12 protein-coding genes are annotated in these 11,855 nt (G+C 68.5%); 8 read left to right on the forward strand and 4 right to left on the reverse strand.

The annotated features are described in order from the left end of the window. Positions 1-16: 16 nt before the first annotated feature. Positions 17-706, reverse strand: a complete 690-nt coding sequence (locus QF032_RS32530; protein ID WP_307058821.1) for an HAD family hydrolase — start codon at positions 704-706, stop codon at positions 17-19. A 108-nt stretch (positions 707-814) separates the two neighbouring features. Between QF032_RS32530 and QF032_RS32535 the strand changes: the two genes are divergently transcribed. Both QF032_RS32535 and QF032_RS32540 read left to right on the forward strand, forming a co-directional pair. Then, the gene (locus tag QF032_RS32535; RefSeq protein WP_307060466.1) at positions 815-1,564 is read left to right on the forward strand and encodes an XRE family transcriptional regulator; all 750 of its coding nucleotides are present in this window, start codon (positions 815-817) and stop codon (positions 1,562-1,564) included. Between the two features lie 15 nt (positions 1,565-1,579). Beyond that, positions 1,580-2,050: an NUDIX hydrolase gene (locus tag QF032_RS32540; protein WP_307058823.1), complete on the forward strand. Its 471-nt coding sequence runs from the start codon at positions 1,580-1,582 to the stop codon at positions 2,048-2,050. Between the two features lie 15 nt (positions 2,051-2,065). On the opposite strand, the gene QF032_RS32545 is transcribed toward QF032_RS32540, so the two are convergent. Continuing rightward, entirely contained in the window at positions 2,066-2,623 is a 558-nt protein-coding gene (locus QF032_RS32545; protein WP_306947714.1) for an HD domain-containing protein, read from the reverse strand. Positions 2,624-2,751: 128 nt separating this feature from the next. Further along, positions 2,752-3,735 (reverse strand): NAD(P)H-dependent glycerol-3-phosphate dehydrogenase, encoded by a 984-nt coding sequence (locus QF032_RS32550; protein ID WP_307058824.1) that lies wholly within the window; start codon positions 3,733-3,735, stop codon positions 2,752-2,754. 939 nt (positions 3,736-4,674) lie between these two features. Between QF032_RS32550 and QF032_RS32555 the strand changes: the two genes are divergently transcribed. The 6 genes from QF032_RS32555 (at position 4,675) to QF032_RS32580 (ending at position 10,178) form a co-directional block, all read left to right on the forward strand. Further along, a complete protein-coding gene (locus QF032_RS32555; protein WP_307058826.1) occupies positions 4,675-5,892 on the forward strand; it encodes a tyrosine-type recombinase/integrase in 1,218 nt (405 codons plus the stop codon). A 96-nt stretch (positions 5,893-5,988) separates the two neighbouring features. Continuing rightward, positions 5,989-7,308 (forward strand): bifunctional 3-oxoadipate enol-lactonase/4-carboxymuconolactone decarboxylase PcaDC, encoded by a 1,320-nt coding sequence (gene pcaDC / locus QF032_RS32560; RefSeq protein WP_307058828.1) that lies wholly within the window; start codon positions 5,989-5,991, stop codon positions 7,306-7,308. A gap of 43 nt (positions 7,309-7,351) precedes the next feature. Next, complete coding sequence (locus QF032_RS32565; RefSeq protein ID WP_306955863.1) at positions 7,352-7,987, forward strand: MBL fold metallo-hydrolase; 636 nt, start codon at positions 7,352-7,354, stop codon at positions 7,985-7,987. A 30-nt stretch (positions 7,988-8,017) separates the two neighbouring features. Continuing rightward, positions 8,018-8,797 carry an exodeoxyribonuclease III gene (locus QF032_RS32570; RefSeq protein WP_307047401.1) on the forward strand — a complete coding sequence of 260 codons (780 nt, stop codon included), beginning with the start codon at positions 8,018-8,020 and terminating at the stop codon, positions 8,795-8,797. Positions 8,798-8,874: 77 nt separating this feature from the next. Beyond that, the gene (locus QF032_RS32575; RefSeq protein ID WP_306947709.1) at positions 8,875-9,294 is read left to right on the forward strand and encodes a DUF6278 family protein; all 420 of its coding nucleotides are present in this window, start codon (positions 8,875-8,877) and stop codon (positions 9,292-9,294) included. Positions 9,295-9,434: 140 nt separating this feature from the next. Beyond that, entirely contained in the window at positions 9,435-10,178 is a 744-nt protein-coding gene (locus QF032_RS32580) for an amino acid ABC transporter ATP-binding protein (RefSeq protein WP_306947708.1), read from the forward strand. Positions 10,179-10,229: 51 nt separating this feature from the next. Here the strand turns inward: QF032_RS32580 and QF032_RS32585 are convergent, their stop codons facing one another. Continuing rightward, complete coding sequence (locus tag QF032_RS32585) at positions 10,230-11,798, reverse strand: alpha/beta fold hydrolase (RefSeq protein ID WP_307058829.1); 1,569 nt, start codon at positions 11,796-11,798, stop codon at positions 10,230-10,232. Positions 11,799-11,855 lie beyond the last annotated feature (57 nt).

The raw sequence follows: 11,855 nt of genomic DNA on the forward strand, positions 1-11,855 counted from the left end.
GAGCTCTGTTGTCCACTCAGGTCAGGACTTCCCGCAGGAGGGTCAACAAGCCCTCCGTGTCGGTCAAATCAGGGACGACGGCGTCGGCCCCGGCGGCGCGGAGTTCTGCCACCGAGTGGATCCCGGAGGCGACGGCGATGCAGTGTGCCTGGGCGTCATGCGCGGCGCGCACATCGCGGGGCGTGTCCCCGATCAGGACGGTCGGCGCGACGAGAGGGATGCCGTGGGCGGCATGGATACGGGCACGGGCGGCGTCGACGAGACGCGCTCGATCGTCGCTGTCCTCGCCGTACCCGCCGACAGCCATGTCGAGCAGGCCATCAAGCCCGAACGCACGCAGCTTGACGTGGGCATTGGCCGAAATGTTGCCGGTGAGGACTGAGGAACAGATAGCTGGGTCCGCCGCGAGTGCCTTCAACGCGTCCTGGACACCGGGCAGGACATGACCCCGCCGTCGCAGATCTTCCTCGCGGCATCGGCCGGCTTCCTCCAGGGCCTGCTGCGCCCGCTCCCAGTGAGGATCCGGCAAACCGTGCCGGATGAACATCTCGCGCATGATCGCCCGGTCCGTACGCCCCTCCGTTGGAGCAGGCAACTCGGCCTCCCGCCCAGCTAGTGCCTTGAAGGCGCTGGCGTAGATCTCCTTGCTCACACCGGAGTTTTCCACAAGGGTGTGGTCCACGTCCCACAACACAATTCGCTGCACGTGACCAGGGTAGGCAGCGTGAACTACCTGTTCAAAGTGGCCTTGTGGGACGTCCTGGCGTCCCGCAAGATCTTGCCGCGTCACAGGGCGTCCTGCGAGGATGCGATGGTGAACGAGCGGTTGCGTACGGTGATGCTTCAGCGGCAGATCACCCCAGAGGAGCTCGCGGCCTCGTGCCAAGTTGATGTCAAGACGGTGGAGCGCTGGATCAGCATCGGCCGGCAGCCGCTCCGTCGGCACCAATGGGCGGTTGCGAAGCATCTCGGTGTGGACGTGTCGTACCTGTGGCCGCCCGAGGAGGACGAGGCGCAGGGGCAGCCGACCGAGCAGACCGAACTGGTCGCTGCCTTTCCGAACCGCGCGAGCTTCCCGCAGAAGTCCTGGGTCCGCCTCCTGAAGACCGCTCAGGAACATATCGACGTACTGGTGTTCAGCGGCACGTTCTTCGCGCAGACCAACCCGCGCGTTGCGGCGATGCTTGCCGAGCGCTCCGACGCCGGGGTTCAGGTCCGCCTCTGTTTCGGTGACCCATCGGGCAAGGCGGTCACCGTCAGGGACGAGGAAGAAGGCATCGGCGGCACCCTCTCAGCAAAGATCAGGGCGTCCCTCACCTACTACCGCAAGCTGATCGGCACGCCCGGGTGTGAGGTGCGCCTCCACGACACGACCCTCTACAACAGCCTCTTCCGCTTCGATGACGTGCTCCTGGTCAATCCGCACGTCTGGGGGCAGCCCGCCAGTGCAAACCCCCTGTTCGAGCTGCGGCGCCTGGAGGAAGACGGCTGGTTCGACCACTACGCCGGCAGCTTCGATGCGGTCTGGGAGACTGCAAAGCCCTGGTCACCCGAGTCCATGTGAGGAGCGCGGCCCGCGATGGGACGTACGGAGTACTGGTACGACGAGAACGCACCCAAGCCGAACACGTTGATCCCGGCGTGCAACATGCTGGTAGTCCGGGAGTCGGACGGGGTGATCCTCCTGCAGCGGCGCCGCGACACAGGGCAGTGGGCTCTGCCCGGGGGAGCCATGGACATAGGGGAATCCCCGTCGCAGTGCGCAGTCCGGGAATGCAAGGAAGAGACCGGAATCGACGCCGAACCCACCGGGCTCCTCGGCGTGTATTCGGTCCCTGAGCATGTGGTGGCCTACACGGACGGGGAGATCCGACAGGCATACGAGGTCACCGTGATCGGCCGGCCGGTCGGAGGCGAGCCCACCATCAACGACGAGGCCGATGGCGTCCGCTGGATCCTGTCCGGCGAACTGGACTCCTACGACATCCACCACTCCATGCGGAAGCAGATCGCCCACTACCTGGACGGCACGTTCCCTCACGTTGACTGAGCGCCGTGCCCTCCGTTACCGCTCTGCCAAGATCAGCCGGGCTTCAACTCTGTGTACAGCAGCTCGCAGATCCTCATCGGCTCGGCGGATGAATCGGCCGACGATGCTGTCGCGGTCATACCGAGTGAGGATCTCCGCCAGCCGGGCATCCACGGTGGTGGGGGTGCCGTCCGGGGTGGTGGTCATATCGCAGTACACGAGAGCATCCACCAGCTCGGCGTGGTCGAGGATCGGGAACTCGGACTCCAGCTCTTCGCGCAGCCCGCGCTCTTCCGCCTCCAACAGCGCGTACGAATGATTGGCGACCAGCCGTACCAGGCGCTCGTCCGCGGCCGAACGGTCGCGCAGGTAGCGGGCGCCGTCCAGCGGGTGGAACCCTGTCATGGCGAGCGACGGCGTGTAACCGATGTCGTGCAGCATCGCCGCGGCCCACAGTAGTTCCGCATCGTCGCCTAGGATTCCCGCCAGGGACTGCGCCCTTGCGGCAACCCCCTGGGAGTGTGCCCAGCGCCGAGGCAGGGGCTCGGCGAGGAGGGACCCGGCCAGGTCACGGGCCCAAATGGTGAGATCCATGCTGGGCAGACTATGACGTAGGGCGTGGGGGCTGGGCGGTGATCGGCCGGACGTCCCGGGACGTCTTTCGCTTCGATCCCCGGCCGCGATGTCATACGGCATCGTCTCCGGGACGAGCAGCGCGGGGGTCAGTGCTCGGGCTTGGGGGACCGCTGCATGAGCGCGGCGGCGGCTTCGTCGAGGGTGGCCCTCTCGTGCAGCAGGGCGGAGATCACTTGGGTGATCGGCATGTCGACGCCGTGGATATGAGCCAGGGCGAGGATCGCCTCGGCGGATTTGACGCCATCGGTGGTCTGCCGGGTGGCGGCCGTCGCCTGTTCGACGCTCAGGCCGTGGCCGAGATGGGTGCCGAAGGAGCGGTTGCGGGAGAGCGGGGAGGAGCAGGTGGCCACGAGGTCGCCGAGGCCGGCAAGCCCCGCGAGGGTGGCTGGCTGAGCGCCCATGGCCACAGCCAGCCGGGTGGTCTCCGCCAGCCCGCGAGTGATGAGCATCGCCGAGGCGTTGTCGCCCAGGCCCATGCCCGAGGCGATGCCGACCGCCAGGGCGATGACGTTCTTCACCGCGCCACCCAGCTCGCAGCCGATGATGTCGGTGCTGGTGTAGGGCCGGAAGTACGAGGTGCGGCACGCCTGCTGAAAGCGGCGGGCGGCCGCCTCGTCGGGGCAGGCGACGGTGGCGGCGGCGGGCTCGCCGTCCATGATCTCGCGGGCGAGGTTCGGGCCCGACAGCACCGGGACCCGGTCCGCACTGACGCCGGTCACCTCGGTGATGACCTGGCTCGCCCGCTGCCCGCTGCACAGTTCGATGCCCTTCATCAGAGACACGATCACGGTGTCGGGCCCAATGTGCGGCGTCCACAGAGCGAGGTTGGTCCGCAGGGACTGCGCGGGGATGGACAGCACGAGGTAGTCCGCGCCGTGAAGCGCGGCGGAGGGGTCGGTCGTGCCCGCCAGGGAGGCTGGCAGCTCGACGTCCGGGAAGTAACCAGGGTTGCGGTGAACCGTGTTGACCGCGTCGGCGATCTCGTCCCGTCGCGCGTGCACGATGACGTCGGTGCCGGCGTCTGCCAGGATCTTGGCGACTGCGGTACCCCAGGAGCCAGCCGAGAACACCGCCGCACGGGCGGAACGGTGCTAGCTCGCTGCGGGGTCCTCTCGCCGGACACGGGCCCCTCACCGGGGCGGCCGGGCCTGGCCATTCTATCGGCCGTGCCAGGCGCGGCCGGAACGTCGAGGGGCGCCGCAAGGTCAGCAGGACGGTGCGAGGGCTCGGCAGTGCGGGCAGCACCCGGTGCGCCTCGCGCAGCGTCTTTCCTCTGTACCCAGACCAGCTCGCGCACTGCCGCTTCCCGTTTCTGCGGCGCGACTGAGGCGTCCATACATGTGCAGCGAGGCCCCGAGTAGCGAGTGAGTGCCTGCCGGAGACCTTCAGCTCACGGCAGACGGGAAACAGCCCCAACGGACTGGAACCTCCACCGGGATCATGTCAACGTACAACGACCTGGAAAACCCCAGGTCAGTGAAGGTATGTGGGCCTCCGGGTCGAGCCGTCAGATGGTCGGCCCTCCCCAGTCCACAGCCCGCTACTCGGTGCCATGACTGAGCGCAACCCCAAGGAGGTCCAAGGTCTACCTGCCAAATCCCGCAGCCCGATCTGCCCGCTTCACAGCCCCCGTCCTCTTAGCGCTCGGAGCTATGAATGCGTGGATCGCCCGGGGGACGGGGAACTGCAGAGCCCTGTCCACGGTGGTCAGTGTCTGCACCAGTGGGCTGTTCGGTGAGGATCTGCTACAGCGCTGACATTGCGTTGCCCGCGCATCGCGGTGCACCTCGCAGCAGTAACTCGTCGGGACCTAGCGACTGGCCGCTCGACCGAAGCCGAATCGGGGCAGCGAGGGACGGGCCCTCGTCGCGCAGGGCGATACATAGCAGATGATCCCCGGTTACCGAAACCGGGGATCGTGCAGAGCATTGACGGTGTTCGCACGGCTGTGCTTGGCGGTGGAGCCGCAGCGGGCAACGCGGCCATTTCGTCCCCTAAGGTCAAGGAGAGTGAGTATTCTGTCCGATCCGATCAAGAGGCTTCAGCCGAACTCGAAGGGGAAGGTGAGATATCGGTTCGTTGTCGATGTAGGGATCGACCCCGAGACCGGGAAGCGAAAGCAGTTGAGGCGCACCTTCGATTCATTGAAGGAAGCGAAGGCTGAGTACGCGAACATAACTAACCGGCGGAACGAGGGCTCGTTCGTGCCGCCCAACAAGATCACCGTGAACGAATGGCTCGACCGGTGGTTGGCTCTGAAAGCCGATGACCTCGAAGAAACCACCATCTACAGCTATAGGATTACCCTGGACCGAGTTCGGGGGAGACTTGGCAACATCCGCCTCCAGGATCTTACCGAAGAGCATGTGGAAGAGTGGAGAGACTGGGCGCTGACGCATGGCCGTGTGCGTGGCAAAAGGGCTGGGACGCCACTCGGAGTCACAAGTGTGGATATGAGCCTTGCCCGACTGAAGGAAGCTCTAGGGAGGGCCGTTACCCGGCGGTTGGTGCAGGTGAATGTCGCTGCACACGTGACCATACCCCGTAGGGCGCGCAAAGAGGAGCGGAAAAGTAAAGAGGAGGTGCAGCCCTGGAATGTCCAGGAGGTTCAGAAGTTCATCCAGGGTATTAGGGGGGAGCGTCTATACGCTGCGCTTCTTCTTTCGCTGATGGGGCTCCGTCCGGCTGAAGTCTGCGGCCTTCGATGGGAGGACGTTGACTTGGGAAACGCCACGATTGCCATTGCCAACACGCGCACGATGATGGGCAATCGGTACGTAGTGGAGAAGGACACCAAGTCTCTTGCGGGCGAGCGGGTTCTGCCGCTGCCGGCTCTGGTGCTAGCCGCTCTCAAGGCGTTCAGGGCTCTCCAAGTGGAAGAGAGGCTCGCTCTGGGGGAAGCGTATGTGGTGTCCGGCTATGTGTTGGTGCACGAAGCGGGGGATGCCTTCACGATCAAGCAACTTCGTCGGCGCGCGTACCGGCTTATGGAGCTTCTCGGACTCCGTCGCGTCAGGCTCTACGATGCACGCGCGTCGTGCTTTACCTTCCTGGCCAACAACGGTGTCCCGGACCACATCCTCGCGCGATGGGCTGGGCATACGAACGTAAAGACAACCAAGCGGTGGTACGTCAAGCCGGATGTAGAGGATCTTCGCGGAGCCGCCACCACATGGGATGGCCTGCATGGGGTTGCGGAGGAGGAGAGGAGAAGGCGTGACCCATGAGGACTACCAACCGAGTGACTTGGCGAGAGTGGGACGAGGCCCGCTAGGTTCACCCCGGCGATGTGACATCTTGTGACAGATGAGAGGCTCGGACGGGTGAGCGAGACACCACCGAACACCCTGCAATACCGCTTTGACGGGCCAGAAGACGCTCCCGTCCTGATCCTCGGTCCCTCACTGGGTACCACATGGCACATGTGGGACCGTCAGGTTCCCGAGCTGGCCCAGCAGTGGCGGGTGTTCCGCTTCGATCTGCCGGGTCACGGCGGCGCACCCGCCCACCCGGCAGGCTCGGTCTCGGACCTCGCCGAACGGCTGCTCGTCACGCTGGACAGGCTGGGGGTGCAGCGCTTCGGCTACGCGGGCTGCGCCTTCGGCGGCGCGGTGGGCGTGGAGCTGGCCCTGCGTCACCCCGAGCGCGTCGCCTCGCTCGCGCTGATCGCCGCGTCGCCCCGGTTCGGCACGGCCGACGAGTTCCGCCAGCGTGGCGTGATCGTGCGCACCAACGGCCTCGACCCCATCGCCCGCACCTCGCCCGACCGCTGGTTCACCAGTGGGTTCGCGGCCGCGCAGCCGGCGATCACCGAGTGGGCCGTGCAGATGGTGCGCACCACCGACCCCGGTTGCTACATAGCTGCCTGCGAGGCGCTCGCCGCGTTCGACGTGCGCGCCGAGATCGGTCTCGTCGGCGTCCCCACGCTGGTCCTCGCCGGCTCGGACGACCAGGTCACCGGACCCGCCGAGGCCCGCACACTGGTCGCCGGCATCCCGGACGCCCGCCTCGCGGTCGTACCGGGCGCCTCGCACCTGGTCCCGGTGGAGCAGCCGGCCGCCGTCACCGACCTGCTGGTCCGCCATTTCTCCACCGCGTGGCAGCCCGCCTACGACTCGGTCACCGGGCAGACGGCCGTCCCGGGCATCCCGGTCAGGGCGATGCCGACCGTGCCGCCGCAGCCCCAGCAGTTCCTTCAGCCGGTGGCCGTCGCGGAGATCGCGCCCGCCCCGGTTCTCCAGCCGCCGCAGGTCATGGGCCGCCCCGACCCGTACGACGCCGGACTGAAGGTGCGCCGGGAGGTCCTCGGCGACGCCCACGTGGACCGCACGCTGTCGCAGGCCGACGACTTCGCGGGGGACTTCCAGGAGTTCGTCACCCGCTACGCCTGGGGCGAGGTCTGGGACCGTCCGGGCCTCGACCGCCGCACCCGCTCCTGCGTCACGCTCACCGCGCTGGTCGCCGGCGGTCACCTCGAGGAGCTCGCCGTGCACACCCGGGCCGCGCTGCGCAACGGCCTCACCCCGGACGAGATCAGGGAGGTGCTGCTCCAGGCGGCCGTCTACTGCGGTCTGCCGGCGGCGAACGGCGCGTTCAGGGTGGCGCAGCAGATCGTCCGTGAGGAGACCACCCCCACCGAGTGAGCCCGGCGGCCCGCGCGGGGGCAGGATGGGACGCATGACGGCACTGAAGCTCACGAAGAAGTCGCACGCGTGCGTGCGCCTGGAGAAGGACGGGCGCACGCTCGTCGTCGACCCGGGCGGGTTCAGCGAGACGGACGCCGCACTCGGCGCGGACGCGATCCTCGTCACCCACGAGCACCCCGACCACTTCGACGAGGGACGGCTGCGCGCCGCGCTGGAGGCCGACCCGGCGGCCGGGATCTGGACCCTGAGGTCGGTGGCCGAGAAGATCTCCGCGGCCTTCCCGGGCCGCGTCCACACCGTCGGCCACGGCGACACGTTCACCGCGGCCGGCTTCGACGTCCAGGTGCACGGCGAGCTGCACGCCGTCATCCACCCGGACATCCCGCGCATCACCAACGTCGGCTATCTGATCGACGGCGGCCGGGTCTTCCACCCCGGCGACGCCCTCACCGTCCCCGACCATCCCGTGCAGACGCTGATGCTTCCCGTGATGGCTCCCTGGAGCAAGATCTCCGAGGTCATCGACTACGTCCGCGAGGTGCGCCCGCAGCGCGCCTACGACGTCCACGACGCCCTGCTGACCGACCTCGCCCGGCCGATCTACGACCGGCAGATCGGCGCCCTCGGAGGCGCGGAGCACCTGCGGCTGGCGCCGGGGGAGAGCGCGGCACTGTGAGTGTCGGTGGCGCCCGGTAGGTTGTGGGACATGCGTATCGCGACCTGGAACGTGAACTCGATCACCGCCCGCCTGCCGAGGCTCCTGGCGTGGCTGGAGAGCAGCGGCACCGACGTGCTGTGCCTCCAGGAGGCCAAGGTCGCCGAGGAGCAGTTCCCGATCGAGCAGCTGCGCGAACTGGGCTACGAGGCGGCGGTCCACGCCACCGGCCGGTGGAACGGCGTGGCGGTCGTCTCCCGCGTCGGCCTGGCGGACGTCGTGAAGGGCCTGCCCGGCGATCCCGGCTACGACGGCGCGCCGGAGCCGCGCGCGGTCTCGGCGACCTGCGGTCCGGTCCGCGTGTGGTCGGTGTACGTGCCGAACGGCCGCGAGGTCGACCACCCGCACTACGCCTACAAGCTCCAGTGGTTCGAGGCCCTCAAGGCGGCCGTCGCCGGGGACGCGGCGGGCAGCCGGCCCTTCGCGGTGCTGGGCGACTACAACGTGGCGCCGACCGACGACGACGTGTACGACCTGGCCGCCTTCGAGGGCCTCACGCATGTCACCCCGGCCGAGCGGGCGGCCCTCGCGTCCCTGCGCGAGGCCGGGCTGTCGGACGTCGTCCCGCGCCCCCTGAAGTACGAGCACCCCTACACCTACTGGGACTACCGTCAGCTCGCCTTCCCCAAGAACCGCGGCATGCGCATCGACCTGGTGTACGGCAACGAGCCGTTCGCCAAGGCGGTCAAGGACTCCTACGTGGACCGCGAGGAGCGCAAGGGCAAGGGCGCCTCGGACCACGCGCCCGTCGTGGTCGACCTGGAGGTGTAGGGCCTGTCCGGTCGCCGGGGCGCGCGGGCCAGCGCGCCCTGTGGTGTGCACGCCGGTGCGAATGTCACGCTGGGTCTATGAACATCCCTTTCCTGGGCAACAGGAGCAAGAAGTACCGTGCGGCGGTGCTGGCCGAGGACCCCGAGGGGATCGCCGAACTCCTCGCCGAGTGCGAGCTGTTGCGCTCGCACGCGGCCCGGCAGGGGATCGGACTGGACGACACGGCGGGCTCGCTGGAGGCGCTCGACCAGCTGCCGCCCCGCTGGCGCGACGACGAGGAGAACCTGCCCTGGTTCGGCCATGACGCGGGGCTCTACCTGGGGACGGTCGTCGTGCGCTCCGTGCCCGGCGCCGCCTGGGCGATCCGGCCCGGCGGGGAGGTGGTCGTCCGGCTGTCGTCGGGCCGGGAGGTCGACGTGGTCGCGGCCGGCCGTGAGTGGGCCGTGAGCGGGACGCCCGAGCTGTCCCAGCTGTACGCCGAGGTGGCCGAGAACTGACCGCGCCGGCGAGCCGCGTACGGGCAGCGGGCGATGTAAATACGGCTAATGCCCGGAAGGTGCGTGTCGCTTCTTCCCCTCGCCCTTCTGTGGATAGTTTGCGGCGACCACGACACAGCTGAGAGTGAGTAGGGCTGCGCATGGCCGTCGATCCGTTGATCGAGCTGCGTGACGTCAACAAGTACTTCGGGGAGCTGCATGTCCTGCAGGACGTCAACCTCACGGTCGGCAGGGGGGAGGTGGTCGTGGTGATCGGCCCTTCGGGGTCGGGGAAGTCGACACTGTGCCGCGCGATCAACCGGCTGGAGCCCATCCAGTCGGGCTCGATCATGCTCGACGGTCAGCCGCTGCCCGAGGAGGGCAAGGGGCTGGCCCGCCTGCGTTCCGAGGTCGGCATGGTCTTCCAGTCGTTCAACCTCTTCGCCCACAAGACGGTCCTGCAGAACATCTCGCTGGGGCAGGTGAAGGTCCGCCGCCGCAAGAAGGACGACGCCGACCGGCGCTCGCGCGAACTGCTCGACCGCGTGGGCCTCGCCGACCAGGCCGACAAGTTCCCGGCGCAGCTCTCCGGCGGCCAGCAGCAGCGCGTGGCCATCGCCCGCGCCCTGGCCATGGACCCCAAGGCGCTCCTGTTCGACGAGCCCACCTCCGCCCTCGACCCCGAGATGATCAACGAGGTCCTCGAGGTGATGCGGCAACTGGCGCAGGAGGGGATGACCATGGTCGTCGTCACCCACGAGATGGGTTTCGCGCGCTCGGCCGCCAACCGTGTGGTGTTCATGGCGGACGGCCGCATCGTGGAGGACCGCACTCCGGAGGAGTTCTTCACCGCCCCGAGCAGCGACCGCGCCAAGGACTTCCTCTCCAAGATCCTCAAGCACTGAGTCCGGCCGAGGGCGGCCACCGAGCACACCCACCCCGGCAGCGGCCGGAGATCACTGCTCGCGCAGCGGGACCGACACGTACGACGGGTCGTCCGCCGGCGAGGAGAAGGTCAGCCGTGCGCCGGACGGGTTGTGCTCCTTGTAGAGCGGGTCGACGGTGTCGACGACCAGGGCGAGCCGGTGTCCTGCCGGGACGTCGTAGGCCGTGGAGCCCAGCTCCAGATCGAGGCCGAACGGCTTGCCGGGTGTGCGCGCGTGGAAGGTGTAGGGCGCGTTGCCGACCAGCTTGGCGAGGCCGAGCGGCCCCACGTCGTACAGGTAGGCGACGAGGGTGCCGCTCTCCGCGGTCGGGGTCACCGTGGTGTGCAGCAGGGCCGTACCGCGCACCCGCTGCGCCGTGGCGTACTTCTCCGACTGCCACACGGCGGCCCAGCGGCGGGGGAGCAGGGGTATCGAGGCGACCGGGGGCAGCCGAGCGACCTGGTCGAGGATGCTGGAGAGGAAGACGATGCCGCCGTCCGCGCCGGAGTCCACGTTGGTGTGGATCGTGGTCGAGCCGGCCAGCGCCAGCTTCCTGCGCGTCGCGTTCACCGACTTCCAGTCCGGGTAGCCCTCGTAGCCGCCCCCCGTACGGGACGTGAGCCGCACGGGCTGTTCCCGGTCGACGCCGTTGTCCACGCCCCGCAGGTAGTGGTCGAACCAGCGCCGGGTGTCGGTCCACACGTCGTTGGGCAGTCCGAACAGGCCGGGGAGCTCGGCGGTGGCGTGGTCGCCGGGCCGGAACTCCATCCGCTTGGGGCCGGACAGCTTCTCGTAGAGGGCGGCGGACTGGTTGGGCGGGAAGATGGTGTCGCCCCAGGAGCCGGCCAGCATCACCGCGGCGCCGTTGCGGTTGAGCTGGTCGGCGTAGGTCGAGGGGGAACGTTTCTTCCCCCAGGCGACGAGGTCCTTCTCCTTCGACAGGTCGCCGGAGTAGAAGGCGGAGAAGACCTCCCGCGACTCGGCGCTCTGCCGGCCGGTGACCGTGCCCACGGTGTCCAGCACGGCGGCGGCCTGGAGGTGCTGGGTGCGCCCCGAGTAGATCGAGTCGATCAGGTCGCCCCAGCCGCTCAGCGAGGCGACGGCTCGGACGCGCGGGTCGTGGGCTGCCGCCAGGACGCTGATCCCGGCGCCGTAGGAGACGCCCGCCATGCCGATGTGCGCGGCGTCGGCCGGGGTGTTGGCGAGCGCCCAGTCGATGACCTCGGAGGCGTCGGCGACGTCGCGCGGGCCCGCCACGTCGATCTCCCCGCCGGACTGCCAGAAGCCCCGCACGTTGTAACTGAGCACGACGTAACCGGAGTCGGCGAGTCGCCGTGCCTGGGCCAGGTACTCGACCTGCGGGAAGCCCCAGCTCGTGGGGAGCACGATCAGCGGGTACCGGCGGGTGCCGTCCGCGACGGCGGGGGTGACGACGTTCGCCTTGAGGACGGTTCCGCCGTCCCCGGCGATGTCGACATAGCGGACGGCGGCCGCGGCGGCCTGCGCCGAGGGGGCCAGGGCGAGCACCGTGCCGGCCACCAGCGAAACGGAGACGGCGCCCACGGCGGTCGTGCGCAGGGCCCTGCGATGCTGTCCCACGGTTCACTCCTCAACTTGCCGCATTGCAAAGTGACCCGACGGTAACCGCATCTCCTA

The organism is Streptomyces achromogenes, from assembly GCF_030816715.1.
Lineage (GTDB): Bacteria > Actinomycetota > Actinomycetes > Streptomycetales > Streptomycetaceae > Streptomyces > Streptomyces achromogenes_A.